This window comes from Dyella nitratireducens, assembly GCF_014642835.1.
In the GTDB taxonomy this organism is placed as follows: Bacteria; Pseudomonadota; Gammaproteobacteria; order Xanthomonadales; family Rhodanobacteraceae; genus Dyella_B; species Dyella_B nitratireducens.
Map to the genome: position 1 here is coordinate 404426 of NZ_BMJA01000001.1, position 25399 is coordinate 429824.

22 protein-coding genes are annotated in these 25399 nt (G+C 62.4%); 13 read left to right on the top strand and 9 right to left on the bottom strand.

The window, feature by feature from the left end; translation table 11 throughout:
* Positions 1-84 precede the first annotated feature (84 nt).
* The 3 genes from IEX75_RS01885 to IEX75_RS01895 are packed head-to-tail and all read left to right on the top strand — an operon-like array spanning position 85 to position 2466.
* Positions 85-1008: an aspartyl/asparaginyl beta-hydroxylase domain-containing protein gene (locus tag IEX75_RS01885; RefSeq protein ID WP_284358307.1), complete on the top strand. Its 924-nt coding sequence runs from the start codon at positions 85-87 to the stop codon at positions 1006-1008.
* Between the two features lie 59 nt (positions 1009-1067).
* Positions 1068-1967, top strand: coding sequence for an RNA polymerase sigma factor SigJ (sigJ, locus tag IEX75_RS01890; RefSeq protein WP_188792559.1), 900 nt, complete (start codon positions 1068-1070; stop codon positions 1965-1967).
* 37 nt (positions 1968-2004) lie between these two features.
* Complete coding sequence (locus IEX75_RS01895; protein WP_188792560.1) at positions 2005-2466, top strand: carboxymuconolactone decarboxylase family protein; 462 nt, start codon at positions 2005-2007, stop codon at positions 2464-2466.
* A 53-nt stretch (positions 2467-2519) separates the two neighbouring features.
* Here IEX75_RS01895 and IEX75_RS01900 read toward each other — a convergent pair whose 3' ends face one another.
* The 3 genes from IEX75_RS01900 to grxC form a co-directional block, all read right to left on the bottom strand.
* On the bottom strand, positions 2520-3533 hold the full coding sequence (locus IEX75_RS01900) for an isocitrate dehydrogenase (protein ID WP_188792561.1): 1014 nt from the start codon (positions 3531-3533) through the stop codon (positions 2520-2522).
* 315 nt (positions 3534-3848) lie between these two features.
* Complete coding sequence (locus tag IEX75_RS01905; RefSeq protein WP_188792562.1) at positions 3849-4241, bottom strand: carboxymuconolactone decarboxylase family protein; 393 nt, start codon at positions 4239-4241, stop codon at positions 3849-3851.
* Positions 4238-4501, bottom strand: coding sequence for a glutaredoxin 3 (grxC, locus tag IEX75_RS01910; protein ID WP_188792563.1), 264 nt, complete (start codon positions 4499-4501; stop codon positions 4238-4240). The genes IEX75_RS01905 and grxC overlap by 4 nt, the downstream gene beginning before the upstream one ends.
* 114 nt (positions 4502-4615) lie before the next feature.
* Here grxC and IEX75_RS01915 point away from each other — a divergent pair, with 114 nt between their 5' ends.
* From IEX75_RS01915 to IEX75_RS01950, 8 genes are all read left to right on the top strand, one after another.
* Positions 4616-6316: a M48 family metalloprotease gene (locus tag IEX75_RS01915; RefSeq protein WP_188792564.1), complete on the top strand. Its 1701-nt coding sequence runs from the start codon at positions 4616-4618 to the stop codon at positions 6314-6316.
* A 127-nt stretch (positions 6317-6443) separates the two neighbouring features.
* Positions 6444-7133, top strand: a complete 690-nt coding sequence (phoB, locus tag IEX75_RS01920; RefSeq protein WP_188792565.1) for a phosphate regulon transcriptional regulator PhoB — start codon at positions 6444-6446, stop codon at positions 7131-7133.
* Between the two features lie 12 nt (positions 7134-7145).
* Positions 7146-8435: a phosphate regulon sensor histidine kinase PhoR gene (phoR, locus tag IEX75_RS01925; RefSeq protein WP_188792566.1), complete on the top strand. Its 1290-nt coding sequence runs from the start codon at positions 7146-7148 to the stop codon at positions 8433-8435.
* 90 nt (positions 8436-8525) lie between these two features.
* Complete coding sequence (ppk1, locus tag IEX75_RS01930; protein ID WP_188792567.1) at positions 8526-10676, top strand: polyphosphate kinase 1; 2151 nt, start codon at positions 8526-8528, stop codon at positions 10674-10676.
* A 150-nt stretch (positions 10677-10826) separates the two neighbouring features.
* A complete protein-coding gene (locus IEX75_RS01935; protein WP_423373281.1) occupies positions 10827-12326 on the top strand; it encodes a Ppx/GppA phosphatase family protein in 1500 nt (499 codons plus the stop codon).
* Between the two features lie 101 nt (positions 12327-12427).
* Positions 12428-13102: a peptidylprolyl isomerase gene (locus IEX75_RS01940; RefSeq protein ID WP_188792569.1), complete on the top strand. Its 675-nt coding sequence runs from the start codon at positions 12428-12430 to the stop codon at positions 13100-13102.
* Positions 13099-13824, top strand: coding sequence for a UDP-2,3-diacylglucosamine diphosphatase (gene lpxH / locus IEX75_RS01945; protein WP_188792570.1), 726 nt, complete (start codon positions 13099-13101; stop codon positions 13822-13824). The genes IEX75_RS01940 and lpxH overlap by 4 nt, the downstream gene beginning before the upstream one ends.
* Positions 13825-14028: 204 nt before the next feature.
* Positions 14029-15102, top strand: coding sequence for an SRPBCC domain-containing protein (locus IEX75_RS01950; RefSeq protein ID WP_188792571.1), 1074 nt, complete (start codon positions 14029-14031; stop codon positions 15100-15102).
* 90 nt (positions 15103-15192) lie between these two features.
* On the opposite strand, the gene IEX75_RS01955 is transcribed toward IEX75_RS01950, so the two are convergent.
* Both IEX75_RS01955 and IEX75_RS01960 read right to left on the bottom strand, forming a co-directional pair.
* The gene (locus tag IEX75_RS01955; RefSeq protein WP_188792572.1) at positions 15193-16179 is read right to left on the bottom strand and encodes a malate dehydrogenase; all 987 of its coding nucleotides are present in this window, start codon (positions 16177-16179) and stop codon (positions 15193-15195) included.
* A 69-nt stretch (positions 16180-16248) separates the two neighbouring features.
* Positions 16249-17448: an aminotransferase class I/II-fold pyridoxal phosphate-dependent enzyme gene (locus tag IEX75_RS01960; RefSeq protein WP_188792573.1), complete on the bottom strand. Its 1200-nt coding sequence runs from the start codon at positions 17446-17448 to the stop codon at positions 16249-16251.
* A 204-nt stretch (positions 17449-17652) separates the two neighbouring features.
* On the opposite strand from IEX75_RS01960, the gene IEX75_RS01965 reads away from it, so the two are divergent.
* Positions 17653-17907 carry a GlsB/YeaQ/YmgE family stress response membrane protein gene (locus IEX75_RS01965; RefSeq protein WP_188792574.1) on the top strand — a complete coding sequence of 85 codons (255 nt, stop codon included), beginning with the start codon at positions 17653-17655 and terminating at the stop codon, positions 17905-17907.
* 62 nt (positions 17908-17969) lie between these two features.
* Here IEX75_RS01965 and IEX75_RS01970 read toward each other — a convergent pair whose 3' ends face one another.
* The 3 genes from IEX75_RS01970 to IEX75_RS01980 all read right to left on the bottom strand — a co-directional run bounded on the left by IEX75_RS01970 (position 17970) and on the right by IEX75_RS01980 (position 21151).
* The gene (locus IEX75_RS01970; RefSeq protein WP_188792575.1) at positions 17970-18395 is read right to left on the bottom strand and encodes a YidB family protein; all 426 of its coding nucleotides are present in this window, start codon (positions 18393-18395) and stop codon (positions 17970-17972) included.
* A gap of 198 nt (positions 18396-18593) precedes the next feature.
* Positions 18594-19103, bottom strand: coding sequence for a peptidylprolyl isomerase (locus tag IEX75_RS01975; protein WP_188792576.1), 510 nt, complete (start codon positions 19101-19103; stop codon positions 18594-18596).
* A 218-nt stretch (positions 19104-19321) separates the two neighbouring features.
* A complete protein-coding gene (locus tag IEX75_RS01980) occupies positions 19322-21151 on the bottom strand; it encodes a 3-hydroxybutyrate oligomer hydrolase family protein (RefSeq protein WP_188792577.1) in 1830 nt (609 codons plus the stop codon).
* Positions 21152-21251: 100 nt separating this feature from the next.
* Between IEX75_RS01980 and IEX75_RS01985 the strand changes: the two genes are divergently transcribed.
* On the top strand, positions 21252-21920 hold the full coding sequence (locus tag IEX75_RS01985) for a response regulator transcription factor (RefSeq protein WP_188792578.1): 669 nt from the start codon (positions 21252-21254) through the stop codon (positions 21918-21920).
* A gap of 141 nt (positions 21921-22061) precedes the next feature.
* Here the strand turns inward: IEX75_RS01985 and IEX75_RS01990 are convergent, their stop codons facing one another.
* On the bottom strand, positions 22062-25358 hold the full coding sequence (locus tag IEX75_RS01990) for a hybrid sensor histidine kinase/response regulator (protein ID WP_188792579.1): 3297 nt from the start codon (positions 25356-25358) through the stop codon (positions 22062-22064).
* Positions 25359-25399 lie beyond the last annotated feature (41 nt).

A 25399-nucleotide genomic window follows, 5' to 3' on the forward strand; every position in this document is an offset into this window, starting at 1 on the left:
AAATTGCCTAGCGGCCATCCGGCCCCATATCCAGGCCATTCCCTTAAAGCCGCCTTCACGATGGATTTCCTCAGCCCCCGATTCATCATCCTCTACGTGCTGCTGGCCTTCGTGCTGTGCGTGCTGCTGATACATCTGCGCGGCCGCGCGCGACTGCGCTTCGATCGCCAGCTGGTGGATCACTCCGCCGTGTTCGCGCCGTACAACCTCCTGATGTACGCCTTCTCGGCCGTACCGGCGCGGCCGATCCTGGATCGCAACGGCTTTCCGCAACTGGACCTGCTGAAAGACAACTGGCAAACGATCCGCGACGAAGCGCTGCAGTTGTTCGACGAAGGCCATATCCGCGCCGCCGAAAAACACAACGACGCCAGCTTCAACAGCTTCTTCAAACAGGGTTGGAAGCGCTTCTACTTGAAGTGGTACGGCGAGCCGCTGGCCTCAGCTGAAACGCTGTGCCCAAAGACCGTGGCGCTGCTCAATGCCATTCCCAGCGTCAAAGCGGCGATGTTCGCCACGCTGGCACCGCAAAGCAAACTCAATCCGCATCGTGATCCGTTCGCGGGTTCGCTGCGCTACCACCTCGGCTTGATCACGCCGAACTCGCGCGATTGCCGCATTTTCGTCGACGGCGAAGAACATGCCTGGGGCGACGGCAAGGACATCGTGTTCGACGAAACCTACGTGCACTGGGTGGAAAACAAGACCGACCAGACGCGCGTGATCCTGTTCGCCGATGTCGAACGTCCGCTGCGCACGCGGCTGATGGGCGCCATCAATCATCGCGTGGGGGCCTTTATGGGCAAGATCACCGCCTCGCCGAATACCGAATCGCCGGAAGAGAAAACCGGCTTCGTCAATCGCATGTTCGCACTCAACCAGCGTAGCCGCGAGCGCAGCCGTGCGTTCAAGAAGAAGTATCCGAAGCTGTTCCGCGCGGTGAAATACGTCGGCATGCTGATCTTTATCTGGCTGGTGTTTCTCGCCCCCTGGCCATTCGTGCACTGAGGCCGTCACATTTCAGCTGTCTTCCACGTCCTGGCTGTAGGCCCTCACCGGAAACGACCATGGATGCGCACACCCAACTCTTCCAGAAACACCGCCCCCGCCTGCTGGGCCTTGCCTATCGCATGCTCGGTACGCAGGCGGATGCCGAAGACGTACTGCACGATGCATGGCTGCGCTGGCATGCGCAGGACAAAGTCAGCCTGGATGATCCTGAAGCGTGGCTAGTCACCGTCACGACTCGCCTGGCATTGGACCGGCTCCGCCGAGCCAAAGTAGAGCGCCAGCATTACACCGGCCCGTGGCTGCCCGAGCCACTGATCGACGCGGAAGAACAACCGGACACCCAAGCCGAGCAGGCTGAAACGCTCACCTTGTCGTTTCTGTTGATGCTCGAACGACTCACCCCGGAAGAACGGGCCGCATTCCTGCTGCGCGAAGTGTTCGACTACAGCCATGCGGAAGCGGCAATCATCCTCGGCATCACGGAAGAAGCATGCCGCCAGCGCACGCATCGCGCCAAGCAGCGGCTACGCGAAGAGCGTGCTCGCTTCACCACCAACGCACAAACCCAGCGGTATCTGCTCGAACGTTTTGCGCAAGCGCTGCAGCATCCCACCGAGGAAAACCTGCGCGTTCTGCTTGCCGAAGATGCCATGCACGTCGCCGATGGCGGTGGCCTGGTCTCCGCGACATTGCGGCCGCTGCTGGGCAGCGAGCGCATCGCACGGTTGTATGTGCAGATCAACAAGAAGGAGCAAGGCCACGATGTACATCGGGAGCTGCAGACGGTGAACGGTGCGCCTGCGCTGCTGACCTGGGTAGATGGCCAGCTGACCACGGCCATCTGGATCGAATGCGACAACGATCGCATCGTCTCCCTGCAGGTATTGCGCAACCCCGAAAAATTGGCCCGTCTGGCTGCTGTCACGAAATGGCTGGGTGGCTCGTCCTTGCATTGAAACGGCCAACAATGGCCGCCCAAACGAGGACCCTTCCATGTCACGTCTTTCCTACCAAACCTATCCCGAAGCCCTGAAGCCGCTGTTCGCGATGAAGGCGCACATCGACAAATCCGGCCTTGAAAAAAGCCTGACGCATTTAGTGATGATGCGCGCTTCGCAGCTCAACGGCTGCGCTTATTGCATGGACATGCATAGCAAGGAAGCACGCGCCGATGGCGAAACCGAGCAGCGCCTGTACGTGCTGCAAGCATGGCGCGAAACGCCGTTCTACAGTGATCGCGAACGTGCGGCGCTGGCATGGTGCGAAGCCGTGACGCGGCTTGATCCGGTTCACGGCGTGCCGGATGACGTCTACGAACAGGCGCGTGCGCAGTTCAGCGAGAAGGAACTGATGGATCTGAATCTGCTGGTGATCCTGATCAACAGCTGGAATCGCATTGCGATTCCATCGAAGAAGGAGCCGGACTATCAGCTGCCGGAGCGCAAGGTGGCTTGACGCCACGCGAGACCATCAAGCCCCTCTCCCAAAGGGAGAGGGGAATACAACAATTAAGCCTTCACCCGCTTCGCAATCGCCTCGCCAAAGCTCTGCGTCGAGCCCTTGCCGCCGATATCCGGCGTGACGTGTTCGCGATCATTCGCCATCGTGTCGCGAATCGCCTCACGCAGCTTGGTGCCCTTCTCCACCATGCCCAGGTGATCGATCATGTCGGCCGCGGCCAGCAGCAGCGCGCACGGATTGGCGATGCCCTTGCCAGCAATATCAGGCGCAGAGCCGTGCACCGCTTCAAAGATCGCTGCGTGCTCGCCAATGTTGTCACCCGGTGCAAGACCGAGACCGCCAACCAGTCCGGCGCACAGGTCCGACAAGATGTCGCCGAACAGATTGGTGGTGACGATCACGTCGAACTGTTCGGGGCGCATCACCAACTGCATGCAGGCGTTGTCCACGATCATCTCGTTGAACTCGATCTGCGGAAAATCCTTCGCAATCTCGCGCGCCACGTTGAGGAACAGGCCCGACGCGGTCTTGATGATGTTGGCCTTGTGCACGGCCGTGACTTTCTTGCGGCCTTTCTTCACCGCCATCTCAAAGGCATAGCGCACAATGCGCGCGCAGCCCTTGCGCGTGACGCGGATCATCGAGGTGGCCAGTTCGCCGTCTTCCGACAACGTCTGCCCTTCGGAGAGGTACGCGCCTTCAGTGTTCTCTCGCACCGTGATGATGTCGATGTTGTCGTAGCGCGCCTTGGTGCCGGGGAAGCTGATCGCCGGACGCACATTGGCGTAGAGATCGAAATGGCGGCGCAGCGTGACATTGATCGAGGTGAAGCCGCCACCCACCGGCGTGGTCAGCGGACCCTTCAACGCCACCTTATGCTTGGCGATCGCATCGAGTGTGGGCTTGGGCAACAGGTCACCCTGCTTTTCGAGCGCGATCATGCCGGCTTCGACAGTGTCGTAGGTGAGACCGCAATCGAGGGCGTCGAGCACGTGCAGCGTGGCGGCCATGATCTCCGGGCCGATGCCATCGCCCGGGATCACCGCAATGGTCTTGCTCATGGTGGGAACTCCTTGGGGAATGAAGCGGGGATGCCGGCACGCAGGGGAAGGCGCCTGGCTGAAAACTGCGCAATTATCCCTGATGCGCCTGTCGGCGAACAGCCTGAGAAGGCTGGCAGGCGTTGGAAATGCTCGTATGGAGCGTTGCTTCAATTCGAATGAAGGATTTCCCCGCGCAAACCTCAAATTCGTCGTCCCAGCGAAAGCCGGGACCCAGCGACTTTGCTTTTCCCGCTTGAAAGGCACTGGGTCCCGGCTTTCGCCGGGACGACGGTTCAAGGCTCTTTTAGCCCCTGCGCCGAGAAGGCCATTCGATTAATCGTGCTCGCCGCAACCTTCCGCCTGCCCGACCGCAGTACCACCTTCCAGCCGATCCAGAAAATCCACCGCCCGTCGCAAATGCGGAATCACGATCGATCCACCCACCACCAGGCCCACGCTGAACACTTCAAAGAATTCATCGCGCGTCACGCCCACGTCCTTGCACTGCGCAATGTGATAGCTGATGCAATCATCGCAACGCAGCACCATCGAAGCGACCAGGCCGAGCATCTCCTTGGTCTTCACATCCAGCGCGCCGGGCTTGTAGGTCTGTGTGTCCAGCGCAAAAAAGCGGCGAACCACCTGGTTGTCTTCCGCCAGAATCCGTTCGTTCATGCGTTGGCGGAAAGCCGTGAATTCGGCGACGCGATCCTTCTCGGAGCTCATGCGGCGGCTCCCAGCAATTGGGCCAGTTTGCCGCTGCGATCGGCGGCGACCAGGTCGTCATAACCACCCACGTGCTGATCGTTGATGAAGATCTGCGGCACGGTGCGACGCCCACCGCTGCGCCGGAGCATGGTGTCGCGCTGGGCCGGATCGGTATCCACCATCACCTCTTCCCACGCCAGGCCTTTAGCCTTCAGCAGGTTCTTGGCGGCTACGCAGTACGGGCATACCGCGGTGGAATAGACTTCGATCTTGGGCATCACGAAACTCCGGAATAACTTGCGCCGTAAATGGCGGCAGCGCTGATGAAAGCAACCCGTTCGGGGCTGAACTGACACACTGTCGAACGGTCTCAGTGATATTGTCGTTCATCTATGACCACACCGCATCGCCATCTCCGTAAACGCCTGCTGATCACGCTGGCCGCCGCCAGCGTGGCCTTTGCCGCGGGCGCGCAAGACAAGCCCGACGATATCCGCCTACCCGATCTCGGCAGCTCGGCCAACGCACTGATCACACCACAGGAAGCGCAGGACTACGGCGCCATGATGCTGCAGCAGATGCGTGCGCTGGACATGGTGGTGGACGACCCGCTACTGGATGACTACATCAATAACCTTGGCTTCCGCCTGGTCGCGAACTCAGCCAAGCCGAAGGACCACTTCGCTTTCTTCATCGCCAAGGACCCGGTGATCAATGCGTTTTCGGCACCCGGCGGCTACATCGGCATCGACTCCGGCTTGATCGTCATCACGCGCAACGAAGATGAGCTGGCTGCCGTGATGGCACACGAAATCGGCCATATCACGCAAAACCATCTGCAGCGCGCTTACGAATCGGCCAAGAAGGACACGCCACTGATGGCGCTGATCGCCCTGGGCGCGATCGCCGCGGGCGGTGCAGCCGGTGGGCAGGCCGCGGCGGCCACCTTGCTCGGCGGCCAGGGCGTGCTGATGCAGAAGGAAATCAACTTCACCCGCAAGGACGAAGCCGAGGCGGACCGCACCGGCATCGAAACGCTGGCCAAATCCGGTTACGACCCGAACGCCATGGCCGGTTTCTTCCAGCGCATGGAAGATGAGATGAGCGCCGACTCCGGTGGCTTCCAGGTGCCTTCCCTGCTGCAAGACCACCCGGTCACCGCCGAGCGCATCAGCGATGCCAAAGCACGCGCCGGCACGCTGATTGCCGCGCAAAAGCTGCAACCCAGCGGCAACCTGCTCGACAAGAACCGCTGGGCACAGCAGACCGCTCCGATCGCCTACGTCAAAGATCCGACCACCCTGCTCCCTGCCAAGCGCAGCTCAGGCCAAGGCCCCAACACCTACCTGCTGATGCGTGAGCGCGTGCGCGTGTTGTCCGACGACGCCTATCGCATGGCCAACTATTACGCAGGCCTGCTCGGCCGCCAGGATGGCCGCTACAACACCCCGGAGAACCACTACGGCTATGCGCTGGCATTGACGCGCAGTGGCCAGGGCGGCAAGGCCGTCGCTCAGTTGCAGCCCCTGCTGGATAAGTCTCCTGACAATCTGATCATTCGCCTGGCCATGGCCGATGCGCGCCTGCAGGCCGGTGAACGCGGTGCCGCCCTGGATATCTACGCTGCGCTTAACACCGAATCCCCGCGCAACAAGGCCGTCGGCGTGGCTTACGCCAATGCGCTCACCTTTGGTGGCAGCACCGAACAGGCCACCCAGGCCGCCCAGCTGCTGCGCCCGATGCTGGAAGACACGGACGAACCAAGCCTGTTCACCGCCTATGCCCGCGCCAGCGAAAAGGCCGGTGACAAGGTGCGTGCTGGCGAGGCCTACGCCCAGGCCAGCTACCTCTCCGGACGACCCTTCGATGCCATGGAGCAGCTCAAGACCCTGCTCAAGCGCAACGATCTGGACTACTACGCCCGCGCCCGCATCCAGGCGCACATCGCCGAACTCACTCCGCTGGTGATGGAGCTGCGCAAGCGGCGCGTATCCACGGATGACAATCCGGATGGCACCAGTCAAACGCAGCAGCAATTCGGTTCGGGTTGCAAGGGCAGGCTTTGTTTCAGCATGGGGGCGAATGGCCAATAGGCTGGGCAGTCCCACCTGCGAAGGGCTTCAAATGCGCGCCAAGACACTGTTTTCACAAGCTGTCATAGGCTCGTAACATTGCACCGCTGCAATATTTGCGTCATAGGCCACCCCTCCGGACCTGAGCGTGCACAAACGCATCCTGATTGTTGAAGACGAAGCCTCCATCCGCGACATGGTCGCCTTCGCCCTGCGCAAGGCCGGCATGGATACCGCACAAGCGGCCGATGCACGCACGGCACAAATGTCCATCGCCGAACAGGTGCCGGATCTGATCCTGCTCGACTGGATGCTGCCCGGCACCAGCGGCCTGGACCTGGCCCGCCGCCTGCGCAAGGAAGAACTCAGTCGCGAGATCCCGATCATCATGCTCACCGCGCGCGGCGAGGAAATGGATCGTGTGAATGGCCTGGAAGCTGGCGTGGACGACTATGTCGTCAAACCCTTCTCCACCCGCGAGCTGATCGCCCGCATCAAGGCCGTGCTGCGGCGCAGCCAGGGCGACGACGGTTCGGGCATGGTGGAACTTGGCCGCCTGCGCATCGATGGTCCGGCGCACCGCGTGTTCGCCGGTGACGAGCCGGTGCCGATCGGTCCCACCGAATACCGCCTGCTGTATTTCTTCATGACCCATCCGGAACGCGTCTACTCTCGCGCGCAATTGCTCGACCATGTGTGGGGCGGCAGCGTGTATGTGGAAGAGCGCACGGTTGACGTGCATATCCGCCGCCTGCGCAAGACACTCGAGCCGTGGAAGCTCGAGGACATGGTGCAAACGGTAAGAGGCGCCGGTTATCGTTTCTCGGCGAGCCCCTGAGGCAAAGCCCTGATGAAAAACCTGGTCGAAAGCGCCTGGAAACTTCCCCTCGCGCTGGCCGGGGGGCTGGTCGTGGGCGCCTTCGGCGGCTGGCTGGCGGGTGGTCACGTGGCCACCGGTGTGGCGCTGGTCGCTATAGCAGAGATTGTCTTGCTGCTGACGCATTTGCGTCACATTCCTAAGCCCATCATGAGCTTACCCTCCGCCCCCCCGGTTGGTACTTCCGACCCCTCCCGGCATGACCGATTCATGATGCGCTCCCGACGCCTAGCCGCCAATCTGCATGATCTACGCCGTGCCGCAGGCAGCCTGCCGGACGCCATCGTGCTGCTCGACCAGGAGCAGCACGTGCGGTGGTTCAACCATGCCGCCGAAAGCCTGCTCGGCCTGCGCCGCCCGCAAGATCGTGGCGTGGTGCTGAAGGAACGCCTGCATAACTCCGAACTGGCTGGCTGGCTGGAAGAACCCTCGCCTGAGCCGCTCAACGACGTCAGCGCACCGGGCGCACCCAGCCGCCACATCAACGTGACCTTGCTGCCGTTCGGCGCACGCCAACGCTTGCTGCTGGCGCGCGACATCAGTCACATGTCGCGGCTGGAACAGATTCGCCGCGATTTCGTGGCCAACGTGTCGCATGAATTGCGCACGCCGCTCACCGTGATTCACGGCTATCTGGAACTGCTCGATCCAGAAGACGTACCGCACCTGGCGCCCGTGCTCAACGAGATGCGCGCGCAATCCAAGCGCATGGGCCAGATCGTGGAAGACCTGCTCACGCTGTCGCGCCTGGAAACGCAGGATCACGTCAGCGAAGAACGCGTGCCGATGGCACCGCTGCTTGCCACGCTGCGCAAGGAAGCCGAAGCGCTAAGCCAAGGACGCCACAGCATTACCGTGGAAAACATGGCGAACATCGACCTGCTCGGTTCGCCGAAAGATCTGCACAGCGCGTTGTCCAATCTGGTCAGCAACGCAGTGCGCTATACGCCCACCGGCGGGCGCATCACCATTCGCTGGGAACGCACGGCGGAAGGTGCCAACTATTCGGTCACCGACACCGGCTACGGCATTCCTGCCGATCACCTGTCACGCCTTACCGAACGCTTCTACCGCGTCTCCTCCAGTCGTTCGCGCGACAGCGGCGGCACGGGCCTGGGACTTTCCATCGTCAAGCACGTGCTTGGCTTGCATCAGGCGCGTCTGGATATCCGCAGCACGCCGGGCCAGGGTTCCACCTTTACGTGCTGCTTTGGCCGTGAGCGGTTGATGGGGCCGGAAACGCAGGAGTCCCGGCCGGAGTGAACAGGCTGGGTCCGCATCGCATTACAAAACGTTGAACAGCTTCTTACAAACACATAGGCGCAACACCGGCTCCTGAGTAAGAATGTGTGGATGCCGCGTCGCCAAGCCACCCAATCCGCTATTGTCGAAACGCCCCAGCCCGAGCTGTTCCTGAGCCGTGAGCTGGCCACGCTTGAGTTCAATTTCCGAGTGCTGGCGCAAGCGCGCGACACCCGCATTCCGCTGCTGGAACGCCTGCGCTATCTCAGCATCGTGGCCAACAACCTCGATGAATTCTTCGAAGTGCGCGTGGCAATGCTCAAGCATCACCACCAGTTCGGTTCGGCCGCACCCGGTCCTGACGGCATCCCTTCCGGCGATCTGCTGGCACGCATCCGCGAACGCGTGCTCGATCTGGTCAGCGCGCAATACACCACCTGGCAGGACGAACTCGGCCCGGCACTGGCTGCCGAGAACATCCACTTCCTCACGCGCTCGCAGTGGACGCCGCGCCAGCGCCGCTGGTTGCACGGCTACTTTGAAAACGAAGTGCTGCCGGTGTTGTCGCCGCTGGGACTCGATCCCGCGCATCCATTCCCGCGCATCCTCAACAAGACCTTGAACATCGCGGTGGTGCTGCAAGGCCGTGACGCCTTCGGTCACGAAGGCCACATGGCGCTGGTGCGCGCACCGCGTTCGCTGCCACGCATCATCCGCATTCCCAACGAGGTATGCGGCCCCGGCGATCACTACGTGTTCCTGGCCGAGTTGCTGCAAGCCTTCGTCGACATGATGTTCCCCGGCTTCAAGGTCGCCGGCTCCTATCAATTCCGCGTCACCCGCAACAGCGAGCTGATCGTGGAAGAGGAAGAAGTCGAGAACCTCGCCCGCGCCCTGGCGGAAGAGCTGCACGGCCGCGGCTATGCGCGTCCGGTACGGCTGGAGATCGGCGTCGATTGCCCGCAGTCGATCGTGTCGATGTTGATCAACAACTTCCAGCTCGAAGAAAGCGACGTCTATCGTTGCAACGGCCCGGTCAACATCATCCGCGCCGGGCTGGTCTACGACGAACTTGATCATCCCGCGCTGAAATTTCCACGCTTCACCTCAGCCTTGCCCGCAGCGCTGAGCGGTGGACGGAATATCTTCGACGTACTCAACCAGCGCGACATCCTGCTGCATCATCCCTACGAATCTTTCAACGCCGTGGTCGATCTGCTGCGCGAAGCCGTGCAGGATCCGGACGTGCTCGCCATCAAGCAGACGCTGTACCGCGCCGGCAAGGACACCCCGCTGGTGGACTTGCTTATCGAGGCTGCACGCAGCGGCAAGGACGTCACCGTGGTGATCGAACTGCGCGCGCGGTTCGATGAAGAAGCCAACATCCGCTTCGCCACACTTCTGCAGGAAGCCGGCGTGCAGGTGGTGTACGGCGTGGTGGGCTTCAAGACGCACGCCAAGATGATGCTGATCGTGCGGCGCGAGAATGGCCACCTGCGTCGCTACGTGCACCTTTCCACCGGCAACTACCATCAAGCCAACAGCCGTCTCTACACCGACATCGGCCTGATGACGGCCAATCCGGAGTTCGGCGAAGACCTGCACAAGATTTTCCAGCAGCTCTCGGGCCTTGGGCCGATGATCAACCTCAAGCGCCTGCTGCACTCGCCGTTCACGCTGTACAAGAACGTGGTGGAGAAGATCGAACGGGAGACCGCGCACGCACGCAACGGCAAGCCAGCGCGGATCGTCGCCAAGCTCAACGCGATGAACGAGTCGCATGTGATCGAAGCGCTCTACACCGCAGCGCAGGCGGGCGTGGAGATCGACCTGATCGTGCGCGGCGCCTGCACGCTACGCCCGGGCTTGCCCGGCATTTCCGAACGCATCCGCGTGCGCTCGATCGTGGGGCGCTTCCTTGAACACAGCCGCGTGTACTGGTTCGCCAACGATGGCAAACCAGAGCTTTACTGCGCCAGCGCGGACTGGATGGAACGAAACCTGATACGACGCATCGAAGTAGCCTTCCCCATTCTCGATCCGCAGCTCGCAACGCGCGTGTATGAGGAAACGCTGGCCAATTACCTGGCAGACAACACGGACGCCTGGTTGCTGGACAGCGGCGGCCAATACACGCGCGCCACACCCGGTGAGGACAAGCCGCATTCGGCGCAAGAAGCCTTGTTGGAGAAGCTGTGCAGTGCGTCGGTAATCACGCCTGCTCGCTCCCCCATTGCGTCAACGCTCCGGACCGGCCAGTAGGTTGGGGTGCAAACCCCAACATCGCCATGCCCATTCTTGCGTTGGGGTTTGCACCCCAACCTACGAAACCTACAGGGTTGATGATGTTCGCATCCATGCGAGAATCCCCGGCAGTTCGAACAGGAGTCCCGCGTGAGCCTCGGTGACCAGATGCAGATCAAGGATGGCGAGCTCATGGCCGCCGTCGACATCGGCTCAAACAGTTTTCACATGGTCGTCGCGCGCATGGAGCATGGCGAACCGCGGGTGATCGACCGCCTGCGCGAAACGGTGCGCATGGCCGCCGGCCTGCGTGCCGATGGCACCCTGGATGCCGAGCATCGCGCCCGTGCCCTCAATTGCCTGGCCCGCTTCGGTCAGCGCATTGCCGGCATTCCCACCGCCCGTGTACGCGCGGTGGCCACGAATACAGTGCGCCGCCTCGCTTCGCCACAAGCCTTCCTCACCGCCGCAGAAGCCGCGCTCGGACATCCGGTGGAAGTGGTATCCGGCCGCGAGGAAGGCCGTCTGATCTTCCTGGGCGTGTCGCATGACCTGCCCACTTCGCGCGATCCCCGCCTGGTCATCGACATCGGCGGTGGCAGTACCGAATTCATCATCGGCCGCGGCCTCGCCCCGCTGCACACTGAAAGCGTGCAGGTAGGCTGCATTGCCACCACGCAACGGTTTTTCCCCGGCGGCAAGCTCACACGCAAGCGCTGGCAACGGGCGCGCGGTGAAATCGGTGTCTTGCTGCAACAGTTCTCGGAGGAGTACCTGGAAGCCGGCTGGATCGACGCCTTCGGCTCTTCCGGCAGCGCCAAGGCGATCGGCGCCGTGGTGCAAGCCATGAAGTTTTCCGATCACGGCGTGACTCCCACATCACTGGCCATGTTGCGCGATGCGCTGCTTGAACAGGGACAGATCAGCGCACTGAAGCTGCCGGGCCTGTCCGACGATCGCGCGCCGGTGTTTACCGGTGCCGTGGTGATTTTCGAAGCAGCGTTCGCCGCGCTCGGCATCGAACGTCTGCAAGTATGCGAAAGCTCGATGCGCGAAGGCCTGCTATGGGATCTGATCGGCCGCGCCGGCGGCACCGATCCACGTACGTCCAGCATTGATGCGCTGGCCAACCGTTATGCCGTGGATCGCGCGCAAGCGCGCCGCGTGGAATCCACGGCGCTGATGCTGTTCGACCAGGCGGCTCCGAACTGGAAGCTGGATGGCGAAGCGCGCGAGTGGCTGTCATGGATCGCGCGTGTGCATGAAATCGGCCTGGCGATCGCACACAGCCAGTATCACCAGCATGGTGCCTACATCCTGCGCAACGCCGACCTCGCCGGCTTCTCCAAGCAGGAACAGCATCTACTCGCCACCATCGTGCAAGCGCATCGGCGCAAGCCGGACAAGACCAGCTTCTCCGCCCTGCCGCAGCGCTACCGCCAGCTCGCCCGCTACATCACCGCCCTGCTGCGCCTGGCTGTGCTATTCCGCCGTGCACGCCGCCCCGAATCGCTGCCACCGTTGCGCCTCTCGGCCAGCGCCCAGCGCCTGGGACTGAGCCTGCCGGCAACGTGGCTGGAACAGCATCCGCTCACGCAGGCGGACCTGGAGCAGGAAATCACGCCCATGGCCGAGCTGGGTCTGGCGTTGTCGATCGGCACCGAATGAAACCCATCTTCCCACCAGGCGAGGTGCATCGGCACCCATCAGCCATAAGCAGACGCCACCCGCGTATCATGCCCGGATATTTCAGCCGTACCGCCCCTATCATGCCCAAGTACCTGCTGACCGCCCTCTTCCTGCTCGCTGCTCCGCTCGCCGTTGCGCAGACCGCCAAGCCGTCTGCCGCACCCACTGCGCCCGCGGCCGCCAATCCCCAAGTGACGCTGCATACTTCGCAGGGCGACATCACGCTGGAGCTCTACGCGGACAAATCGCCCAAGAGCGTGGCGAATTTCCTGCGCTACGTGCACGAAGGCTTTTATGCCGGCACCGTGTTCCATCGGGTCATTCCCGGCTATTTGATTCAAGGCGGCCTCTATACCGCCGAGCTGCAGCCGCGCCGCACGCATTCACCGGTCGCCAGCGAAGCGGACAACGGCCTGTCCAATCTGCGCGGCACCGTTGCCGTCGCGCGCGGTGCCGATCCGAATTCGGGCACCTCGCAGTTCTTCATCAACCTCGTAGACGATCGCCGTCTCGACTACGCCGGCAACCAGAGCGGCCTCACCTGGGGCTACACCGTGTTCGGCAAAATCATCAAGGGCATAGACGTGGTGGACAAGATCGCCGCCCTTCCCACGCATGCACAAGGGCCGTTCGCCGCTGACGTGCCCACACCGCTGGTGGTGATCGAAAGCGCAAGCGTGGCCGGCGAAGAAGCACCGGCAGCGCCCAGCACCATGGCAAAGCCATCCCCCATGGCGCCACGCAAGTCGAAATGAGCACGCTGTTCATTTCCGACCTGCACCTGGACGATAGCCGCCCGCACATCACCTCGCTGTTCGAGCACTACCTGGCCGGTGACGAAGTGCGCCGTGCCGATGCGCTGTACATCCTCGGCGACCTGGTCGAGGCATGGGTGGGCGATGACGACGATGCCGAACTGCCCAACCGCATAGCCCGCGCCACCACCGCCGTACGCGATGCGGGCGTGCCGGTGTACTTCATCGTCGGCAACCGGGACTTCCTGCTCGGCGAAGCCTTCGCGACGCGTGCCGGTTTTACATTGCTCGAAGACGGCGCCGTGCACGATCTGTATGGCACGCCCACACTGCTGATGCATGGTGACGTGCTCTGCACCGATGACGTGGCCTATCAGCAATTGCGCCGCCAACTGCGCTCACCCCAATGGAAAGCACACGTCTTGTCCATGCCCCTGGATGCACGCCGAGCCCTGGCCGCCAAAGCGCGCGCCGAAAGCCGCAGCTACACCAGCAGCGCCGAAGAAACACTGATGGATGTGAACGCTGACGCCGTCGCTGAAGCGATGCGCCATGCAGGTGTCACGCATTTGATCCATGGACACACGCATCGCCCTGCGGTCCACCATTTCGAATTGGACGGCCAGACCGCCGAGCGTATCGTGCTGGGCGATTGGTACGAGCAAGGCTCCGTGCTGCGAGTCAGCCCAGAAGGCCGCAAATTGCGGGCCATCAGCAACTAGCCGCGAAGCGGGCTTGTTTGGCTTTTTGCTGATGCCGACTTCGTGTCGACGCGTCCCTCTGACCTCGTAGAGAAGCGTAGGAATAGAGCATCCATTCTGAAGGTCTAACTGCAGACCTTTTTCAGCTGCGCCCGACAGACCCAGCTTCAGCCGCTCAATTAGCGTATGGGCCACATACTCCCTCGCTAAGCCTGTGGCACGCCCATGACACCTCTCTCGCTCACTTTCAACCGCATCTTCGACGTGCCACCGGAAAAACTGTACGACGCCTTCACCAGGAAGGAGATCATCCAGAGTTGGTTCGGCCCCGAAGGCTTTACTATCCCGCGTGCAGATGTCGACGCGCGAGCCGGCGGCAAATACCGATGTGAAATGCATTCGCCCGTCGGCGCCGCGTATGTCGTGGTGGGCGAGTTTCGCGAACTCGTCCCACACGAAAGAATCGCCTTCACCTGGGCCTGGCTGGCAAACGGCGAGCTAGGGCCGGAAACGCTAGTGACCTTGCACTTCGCCGACCGCGCTGGACGCACCGAGTTGACGCTCGAACATACCGGCTTTGCGACCGAGGACGCACGTGATTCGCATCAGGGCGGCTGGACCTCCTCCTTCGAAAGCCTCACCCATATGCTGGCCGGCAAGCCGCAACCGATGGAAAGCCGTATCAGCGTGGTGGGTGATCCGCGCAGTACGTATGTGCGCTCGGTGCGCATGGCGCTCATCGAAAAAGGCATCTCTTACACGCTCGATCCGCAACCGCCACATGGCGACATCGTCAACGCACTGAACCCCTTCGGCAAAATTCCCGCCTTCCGGGCCGGCGATTTCGTGCTGTTCGAATCGTCAGCCATCCTGCGCTACATCGACGAAGCTCATCCCGGCCCAAGACTGATGCCGGATACACCCGCTGAGCGAGCCAAGGTCGAACAATGGATCAGCAGCATCAACGGCTATGGCTATGACGCCATGATCCGCCGCTTCCTGATGCAATTCCTTTTTCCGAAAGGCCCCAACGGCACACCGAACCGCGCGGTGATCAACACGGCCATCGTCGACATGCATAAACAGCTGACGATTCTCGACCGGGCGTACGGCGAGCGGGATTTCCTGGTCGGCCATCAACTCAGCCTTGCCGATCTTGAACTGGCGCCGATCATCGCCTATCTGGTCAGCCACCCCGAGAGCAAGGACATCCTCGCTCCGTTTACCAACCTGATGCGCGGCCACGCCGTGATGGTGCGGCGCGCGAGCTTTGCGCAAACCGCTCCGCCTGAATTTTGATTTAAATCCATCGCCTGGCGTCTTTAGGTGTTGAAAGCAAAACGGCCACTCAACGGGTGGCCGTTTACTTGGCAGTGGCAAAACCGCGAATTACTTCTTCGCAAACAAATGCTCGACGCCAGCACGCTCTTCGCGCAGCTCCTTGTCGGTAGCATCCATGCGCGCACGCGAGAAGTTGTTGATCTCAAGACCCTGCACGATCTCGTACTTGCCGCCCTTCACCGTCACCGGGTAGCCGTAGATCACGCCCGGCTGGATGCCGTAGGAGCCATCGGACGGAATGCCCATCGACACCCAGTCACCTTCTGCAGTGCCCAGCGCCCAGGTGCGCATATGGTCGATGGCAGCGGAAGCGGCCGAAGCGGCCGAGGAAGCGCCACGCGCCTTGATGATCGCCGCACCGCGCTGCTGCACGGTGGGGATGAAGTCCTTTTCGTACCAGGTCTGGTCGACCAGGCTCAACGCCGGCTTGCCGCCCACGGTGGCATGGTGCAGGTCCGGATACTGGGTGGAGCTGTGGTTGCCCCAGATGGTGACCTTCTTGATGTCAGTGGTGTGCTTGCCGGTCTTCTCGGCCAACTGCGACAGCGCGCGGTTGTGGTCCAGGCGAACCATCGCGGTGAAGCACTTCGGATCGAGATCGGGAGCGTTCTGCTGCGCGATCAGCGAATTGGTGTTGGCCGGGTTGCCGACGACCAGCACGCGCACGTCGCGCTTGGCGTGGTCGTTCAGTGCCTTGCCCTGCGGAGCGAAGATCGCGCCGTTGGCTTCCAGCAGGTCCTTGCGCTCCATGCCCGGGCCGCGCGGACGCGCGCCAACCAGCAGCGCGTAGTCGACGTCCTTGAAGGCCACGTTGACGTCGTCGGTCGCGACCACGCCAGCCAGCAGCGGGAACGCGCAGTCGTTGAGCTCCATCACCACGCCCTGCAACGCGGGCAGCGCAGGCGTGATTTCGAGCAGATGCAGAATCACCGGCTGATCCGGACCGAGCATGTCGCCAGCGGCGATACGGAACAGCAGGGCGTAACCGATCTGGCCGGCTGCGCCGGTCACGGCAACACGAACGGGGGCTTTCATCGTGGCAACTCCTTCAGGTACATAAAACGACAAAGCCCGCATCCTAACGGTGCGGGCCGTAAAAAGAGATCAACTCAGCTCGGCGAAGAACTCGGCGATACGTGCCAGCCCCGGCTCAAGCTGCGCCGTTGGGCAGGTATAGGAAATACGCATCGCGCGCGGCTCGCCAAAGGCCGAGCCCGGTACACACGCCACCCCTTTCGCGCCCAGCAACGCAGCGCAGAAATCCACATCGGATTCGATGCGCGTGCCGTTGTGGCTTTTACCGAACGCCACCGAGATATCCGGGAACGCATAGAACGCACCCTGCGGACGCGGGCACACCACGCCGGGGATGTTCGCCAGCGCAGCCAGCACCACATCACGCTTCTGCGCGAATTCCTTGCACTTGGCTTGTGGCACATCCTGCGGACCGCTGAACGCGGCGATGGCTGCCGCCGCGACCACTTCCGGCACGCTGGTGATGTGATTGGAATTGAGCGTGGTCACCGCCTTGGCGACGTTTTCCGGCCCGGCGATCAGGCCCACGCGCCAACCCGGCATGCCATACGTCTTGGAAATCGAATCGACGAAGATCAGCCGATCACGCAACTCCGGCCGCGCGAACACGAAGTTGTGATAGCCGATGCCGTCGAACACCATCGAGTTGTAGATGTCGTCGGTAACGATCCAGGTGTCCGGATACTGCGCCAGCACGTCGGCCAGCGCAGCGATTTCCTCGCGCGTGTAGACCATGCCGGTGGGGTTGGACGGATTGTTGAACAGAAACACTTTCGGCTTGCGCGCCAATGCCGTTTCCAGCTGCTGCGGCGTGAGCTTGTAGTTCTGGTCAGGGCCGCAATGCAGCACATTGGCCTTCGCGCCCACGATGTCGGCGATGTCGCGATAGGTCGTCCAGTACGGCGCGGGGAAGCAGATTTCGTCGCCGTCGTTGAGCAGTGCTTCGGCCAAGTTGTAGAGAATCTGCTTGGCGCCAATGCCCACCGACAGATTCAAACGCCCGTAGCCGGTAAAGCCCAAGGCTTCGATGTGCCTGAGGAAGGCATCCAGCAATGCATCCGAACCGCGGTTGCTGCCGTACTGGCCGCTGTCATGCGAAAGCGATTCGCGGGCGGCTGCGTACACATGCTCGCCAGGCAGGAAGTTCGGCACGCCGATGGAGAAGCTGATGATGTCGCGGCCTGCGGCCTTCAGTTGCTTGGCCGTTTCGGCGATGACCATGATCGCGCTGGGTTTGGCGCGGCCGATGCGCTGGGCGAGCTGGGGCATGGCTTTCCTCGGTGGGGTACGGGGCAGCAAACCGGCGGATTTTAGCATGTGGCGATGCGTCATCCCGCAGGGTCGGGCGGCGGACCCAGAAAATTCCTATTGATCCGGGATCGCTCGCTGGCATCATGTCGCAGGGCCGCCGCAAGATCGGGCGGTGGGGTGTCATGCGATTAACAGCAACGTCTTAGACGCGAGGGGTTATCCATGTTCAGCATCATCTGGTCGATCATTGTTGGTTTCGTTGTCGGTCTTATCGCACGCTGGATCGTTCCGGGCGCCGCCCACATGGGGTTCATGATGACCACCATCGTGGGCATCGTCGGCTCGGTCATCGGTGGCTTCATCGGCATGCTGTTCAAGAAGCCGGAGCCGGGTCAGAAATTCCACACGGCCGGCTTTATCCTGTCGATCATCGGCGCGATCATCCTGCTGTATCTGCTGCGTTTCTTTCAGCACTGACAAGCACGCACAAAAAAAGCACGGCGTTTTTTCCGCCGTGCTTTTTTCTTTGTCTGTGTTGCTCAGGCCGTGCGCGAAGCGAGCAGCTTCTCGGCCAGGCCGCCGAGCATCGAGAGATCGAAACCGCCGCCGGAAGGCACGTCGCCATTCGGCGTCGCATGATCCACGGCATGCGGCAATACCTGCGCCAGTTGCCCAACCAGTTGGCCAGGATCGACGCCAAGCTTGCCGGCCGCGTTATTGACCACCGAGTCCAGTCCGGTCTTCTGCAACACCTGATTGAGCTGATCACCGGAGATGGCCTGGTTCGCACCCGTGCCGATCCAGGACTGCACCGCATCACCCAATCCGTGCTGCTGCAGCTTGTCAGCCAGACCCTGCACGCCACCGGCCTGCTGGATCAACTGCCCGGCCACCGAGACCAGCGAACCGGCCCCCTCACTCTGATTGCCACCTAACAGACTGCCCAAGCTGTCGAGTAACGACATGGCTGTTCTCCTTTGGGAAAGATTCCAAGCCGGTTGATTCTATGCGGACGCGCGCTACACAGACGTAACAGTAGTGTGAAAGCACGGCCATGCTTGATGACCATCGCCCCAGCCTGACGACCTGCCGCTCGATCCCGGCATTTGCCGGGACGAACCTGCGATGTCTTCCAGAGCCTCAGAGAAGAGACACGCGGCAGCTCAACCGCGCTGTTCCAACACCGCGTTCCACTCCGTCACGCGATCGGAGTGTGCCGCCAGCAAGGCATCCACGTCGCCTTCGACCGTCACTTTCTCGATCGTGTCGCCTTGCTTGATCGCATCCACCACCTTCTGGTCGTCAACGCCGACCACCTCGCCGAACACGCTGTGCTTGCCATCCAGCCAAGGCGTAGCGCCATGCGTGATGAAGAACTGGCTGCCATTGGTCCGCGGGCCGGCATTGGCCATGGACAGGACACCCGGCTTGTCATGACGCAAGGAAGGGTGGAATTCGTCTTCGAAGCGATAACCGGGACCGCCGCGGCCACTACCCTCCGGGCAACCGCCCTGGATCATGAAGTCGGCGATCACGCGATGGAATGAGAGGCCATCGTAGTAACCGCGACGTGCAAGGTTGACGAAACTCGCCACCGTGACCGGCGTCTTGTCGTCATGCAAGCGCAGGTGGATGGGGCCGCGGCTGGTGGTGATCGTGACATTGATAGCCATGGGGATTCCTTGAAGTTGCAGGGTACGGACGCTTGCCCGGCGGGCGCGATCGGCAAGCATAACGCCAGCGCCGCCAGGTTGTAACAAACCACGACATCTTCCGATGAGGCACCCGATGAAGCAGTGGCCGAAGGAACCAGTCAGCTATCCGTAAGCTGGGGCGCATACCCCAACATCACCCTGCTCATGCCAACGGCCATGGTGGGGTTTGCCCCAACCTACAGGCCAAGCATGCTCTGCTCTAACGCGCCGGCACCACGCGCCGTACCTGCCGGTGTCGGCAACTCGGTGGGCCAAGGCTGCTTCTGAAACAGATGCGCCCACAACCGATCCAGCGCCGCATAGCCATACGGCAACAACGGTAGATGCTGGTCGCCGAAGCCCGGTAACGCGAGGAACGCATCGAAGTGCTGTGCATGCGGCACTTTCCAATACAACGGGCGCCGGTCTTCAGCGTGCAGCCACGCCACATAGGGTTCGGAGGTGAATGCGGTCGGCAGCAGGCCGTCGCTTGCGCCATGCAAGATCCACATCGGCAAATCCTTGCGCGGCAGCTTCACCGCCAGCGCACTCACCGATGCATGCAATGCCTGCGCATCCGCATCGTCACCCGTCCATAGCTTGCGCAGGCAGGTGATGCCGGCCAGATGCGGATCGGCGCTGTCATCGCTGCCGCCGAACAAACCAATTCCGTTGCCGGGAGGAATGCCGGAACCATCCGCCCACCAGCTTGCACGCGTGGCTTCGTCGGCCACACCCGGCTTGCCGTTGACGATGGCGGCGTAGTGATAACCACATGGCATGTGATTCGCACCGCGACGCAGATAGGCCGACGCATACGCGGCGCTGATCACGCGCCATAAATCCAGTGCCGTGGAGGATGCCGCCGTGGCCATCGCCTGATCGGTCCAACCGGTGCCGTGCAGATGGTCATAGGCTTCGGCAACTTGCTGCTCGAGCGTAGAAGCTTTCAACAGGCCCTGCGCATGCAGACTCGCACAACGCGCTGCCCACGCAGCATGTTGCGCACCCTTGGCATCACGTGCGAAGGGCGTTGATGCAAAACGTGCATCCATCAAAGCACACGGCAACCACACCGCCGCTTCGCTGGCGTAGTCGTACAGCGCGCGGCCATGATTGGGCGTGTGCACATTCGGCTCCAGTGCCACCACACCGGCAAGCAGGTGATGTTCATCCACCCCCGCCGCCTGCAACACGGCACCGCCGCCATTGGAAAGACCTGTCGCGACGATCTTGGTGTTCTGCGGCGTAAAGGGCGCCTGATCCGGAAACGCACGATCCAGCATCGCCAGCCCGAACTGCGCCGCCTGCAAGACGTCACGTCCCCAATCGGCTTCCGGGTTGTCACCCGAATGCGCGTGCTTGAAAGCGATACCCTCGCCCTTCGTCTCTGTCGGCTCGAACTCCAGCACCGCCGTGCCGCGCTTGGCGCGCTCGCCATTCAAGGCCACGCCGCTGTCATCGGCATAATCGAAGTAGCCGGAGCCGGTGCCCTTGTCGGTATACGCCACGGCGCAACCATGTGGCAGACCCCACGCACCGGCCAATGCGATCGCGCCGTAAACACCACGCGAGCCCGACGAGGCCGTCACGACCAGGCAACGATGCGTCTGATCGAAATGATCCGGTATTTGCACCAGCACACGATGCGGCTGATGTGCACCGGGAATCTTTGCAAACGCCTGGTACTCGCGTCCCGGCACATCGGGCACAGCGCCGTAGACGGTGCCATAGCCACCCAGCGGACCGAGATCGGCTATGCCCTTCCAGCTCGTCTGGATCGCGCGCCGGCGCAGCTCCTGAACGGTGGGTTGCACCGGGTTTGCAAACGGCGCCGGCGGTCCTTTCAAACCGTCGAGACCGAGTCCCGCACTGAGCAAATCGTCATGGCCGCGGTGCGTGGTGACACTCACCTCGCCCTGCACAAAATCGGTCCCTTGCATGGATGGCTCCGTCGCAAACGCCTGCGTCGCGCAGGCAAACAGGGCCAGCGCGGCGATACTTGCCAAAGGGTGTCGGATGTTCATCCGCCCACGATAGCAAGCCCACGCTCGCCGGCCATCGTACGAAAGTACAACAGGCTCTTACATCTCGACGTGACCGCTTACCGCGGTTATGGTCCGCGTCATGCCGCGACTCCTTATCGCCGACGACCATCCCCTCTTCCGCGCCGCGCTGCGCCAGGCCGCCAGCGAGCACCTGGACGACTGCAGTGTGCGCGAAGCCTGCGATCTGCAAGGCGTGCTCGACGCGCTGGCGACCGACCCGGATATCGACCTGGTGTTGCTGGATCTGCACATGCCCGGCAGCCAGGGGCTTTCCGGCCTTGCCGCTATGCGCGGGCAATATCCGGCGGTAGCGGTGCTGGTGGTATCCGCGCACGATGAGCCGCACGTCGTGCGACGCGTGCTCGATCACGGTGCAGCGGGCTTTATTCCGAAGAGCGCCAATCCAGGTGAGATCAGCGAAGCGGTACATGCGGTATTGAATTGCGGCAACTGGCTGCCGCCCGCCCTGGCGCGCAGCGTCGCAGCCCTGCCGAGCAATCCCGCCGACGCGGACCTCGCTGCGCGCCTGGCGCGTCTGACCGAGCAGCAATATCGCGTGCTCGCGCTACTGGCGGAAGGTTTGCTCAATAAGCAAATTGCGGATCGACTGGGCATTCAGGAGCGCACGGTGAAGGCGCATGCGACGGCGATTTTTGAAAAGCTGGGCGTGCGCAATCGCACGCAGGCCGGCGTACTGTTGCACATGCTGGATCTCGGTGAGCCGGGTGCCTCCGCCGCAGCGTCGTAACCCATGACCGTCATTCCGGCGAAAGCCGGAATCCAGTTTAAATATGCGTCCGAAGGACACAACATTTTCTATATTGAGTGCTGCGCACGACGTATTTGAACTGGATTCCGGCTTTCGCCGGAATGACAACCATAAATTGAATTAAATAGGCGCCGACTCCCTCCCCACCATCACCTTCTGCATCACCTGCCGCATCGCCAGCGGCTTCAGCGGCTTGTACAACACCACCACGCCCGCATCGAGCAAGCGCTGCCGCAACTCACCATCGCGATCGGCCGTCAGCATCACCGCCGGCACATCCGGATAGTCGCGACGCAAGTTCAGCAGCACATCCCAACCGGTCTGCCCACGATCGAGGTGATAATCGAGCACACATAAATCCGGCCGCCACGGCGTCGTCAAAACCTGTCCGGCATGCGACGCGGCATGCACCTCCCAGCCCCAGCTGTTCAACAACGCGCCGAGTGCAGCGAGCGCCGCTGGTTCGTTATCCAGAATCAGCGCGCGCCCTGCGGGCAAGGGACGCATATCTGCCGCCGTGGGTGCCGTAACGTGATACGCCGTGGTGGCACGCGGCACGTCGACATAAAACACGCTGCCATGTCCAGGCCACGAACGCAGACCAAGCGGATGCTCCAGCAGCGCCGCCACACGTTGCGCAATCGACAGGCCCAGGCCGAGCCCTTGCCCACCCGCCGTGCTACCGCGACGAAACTGCTCGAAGATCAAGCCACGCTCTTCCTCGGCAATGCCTGGCCCCGTATCCCACACTTCCAACCGTAAACCGCCTGCCCGACGCCGCACACCAAGCAGGACGCGTCCACGCTCGCTGTAGCGCAAGGCATTCGACAAAAAGTTCTGCAACACGCGCCGCAACAGCAAGGGATCGGAATGCACCCACACCCGGCTGTCGACCACGCTCAAGCGCACGCCACGATCACGCGCCAGCGCACGGCACTCCGCCGCCAACGGCTCCCACACTTCCGCCAAGGGAAAATCGCGCGGCTGCGGATGCAATCGCCCGCCTTCCAAACGCGCGATATCGAGCAAGCCGGCCAGCAAACCCTCCGTCGCCGCCAGCGAATCATTGAGATGCCGCACGCTGGCCGCGTCATATCCACGCTCCGCCAAGGCATGCGCAAACAACTGCGCCGCATGCAGCGGTTGCATCAAGTCGTGACTCACCGCGGCGAGGAAGTGGCTTTTCGCTTCGTTCGCCTGCGCGAGCGCACGCGTGCGCTCGACCACGCGCAACTCCAGCGTTTCATTGGTGAGCATCAACTCGTGCGCGGTTTCGCGGAATATCGTGACGTCGGTGAAGGTTGCCACGTAACCGCCGCCCGGCATCGGATGGCCGCGTATCTCCACCACCGTGCCATCGGGAAAGCGCCGCTCGGACATCAATTCCGTGCCGGCGCGCATATGCGCCAGGCGCCGCCGCACGCGTCCCTCTACATCGCCGGGACCGATGATGCCTGCCGCGATATTGCGGCGGATCAGATCCGCCACCGGCCGCCCCACCTGCAGTAGTTCGGGCGGATAACCGAACAACGCAGCGTAGCGGCCGTTCCACGCCACCAGCCGCAATTCCGAATCCACCACGCAGATGCCTTGGCTCATGTTTTCCAGGGCCGCCTCCAGCACACGCTGGCTGAAATGCAGATCCTGCGCCGCTTCGCCGACGATCGCCGCGACCGTGTCGAACTCGGCCTGCCCTTGGCGATGCACCACTTCCAGCAACAGTCGCGCGGAAGCCGCACCGATCACTGCCGCCAGCTCGTGCTCCACTTCCGCCACACGCGCATTGCCCGCGCGCGCTTGCATGGTCGTGCCTGCAAACACCCGTTCCACGCGCTCGGCGGGCAGAAAGCGTTCCGCCAATGCGCGCAGTTCGGCCACGGTGACGTTGCTGACGCCGGGCCGCCAGCGACGGCGGCCGTAACGCGTATTCGCCACCGCCAGCATGGCCAGCACGTTCGCCACCAGGCTCAGCATCACCGCGCGGCCGAGGCGGCTCCAATCGTCCAGCCCTATAAAGCCATCAGGAGTGAGCCAACGCAGACCGAACGGCCCTTGCTGCAGCCAATAAGGCTGATGGGAAAGCCCAGCCGGCAGCAACACGTACAACCACATCAGCGTGCCGATCGCCAAACCCCACATCACGGCACGCGGGCCAAGCTGTGGCCGATACACCGCCGCCAGCAGCGCCGGTGCAAGCCCCGCCAACGCAGAGAACGAGATCGCGCCGATATCCGCGAGCGCATCATTGCGCGCCAGCATGCGGCTGTACGCCCAGGCCAGCAGGATTACCGCAAGAATCGCCGCACGGCGCTGATTCAACACTTCGCCACGCAAATCGCCTTGCTCGTCGCGCCCCCAGCCAGCACGCACACGCAGCGGCGCAATGAAGTGATTCACCACCATCAGGCTCAAGGCCAGCGTCGCCACCACCACCATGCTCGTCGCCGCGCTCAAGCCACCGAGAAACGCCACCAGCGCCAGCCCATCCTGATTGCGCGCCAGCGGCAGGGCCAGCACGTAGAGATCGGAAGGCACGCCACTCGGCGCCAGCCATGCATCGCCCAGTTTCGCCAGCGGCAGGATCGGCAACGCGATCAGCAGCATGTACAACGGAAACAGCCAGCGCGCCGTGCGTACGTGCGAACTGTCACGACATTCGACCACGCCCGCATGAAATTGATGCGGCAACGTAAACATCGCGAGCGCGCCGAGCAAAATCAACGCCGGAAAGCCGCTGCTTTCGTGTGGCGGCGGCGAACCGATCGCGGCGCCTGCCGGCAACGGGGTAAACAGCAAGGTACCCAGCGCCAGCATCGCGCCGAGCTTGAACAAAGACTCGAACGCCATCGCCAACACCAGCCCGCGATTGTGTGCCATGGCCGAGGCGCGCCGCGTGCCGAACAACATCGCGAACAGCGCCATCAGCAGGGCCACGTACAAGGCGATGTCGTGCCACGGCGCCGATTCCGCCGTCTCGCCACGGCGCAGCAACATGTAGCTCATCGCCACCGCTTTCAGCTGCAAGGCGATGTACGGAACGATGCCCACCAGCACCACGCAAGTCACCAACGCCGCCAGCCCCGCATGCCGGCCCAACCGAACCACGATCAAGTCTGCGATGGAACCCGCGTTGTACTCGCGTGCCAACTGCACCAACTTGCGCAATACCGACACGGCGAAGACGTACATCAGGATCGCGCCCACGAACGTCGGCGGCAGCCACCAGCCGGAACGGCTCGCCTGCGTGACGGTGCCGTAGAACGTCCATGAGGTGCAGTGAATCGCCAGCGAAAGCGCGTAGACGATGGCCCAATGTTTTTCGAACAAATGCGGACGGCGTTCGCCGGTCAGTGCGACACCGAATAGCAAGCCGAGCCAGATCAGCGCGGCAGTGGTGATCACGCCAATACTCAGCATGCGATGCACCGTAGGTTGGGGTGCAAACCCCAACATCGCCA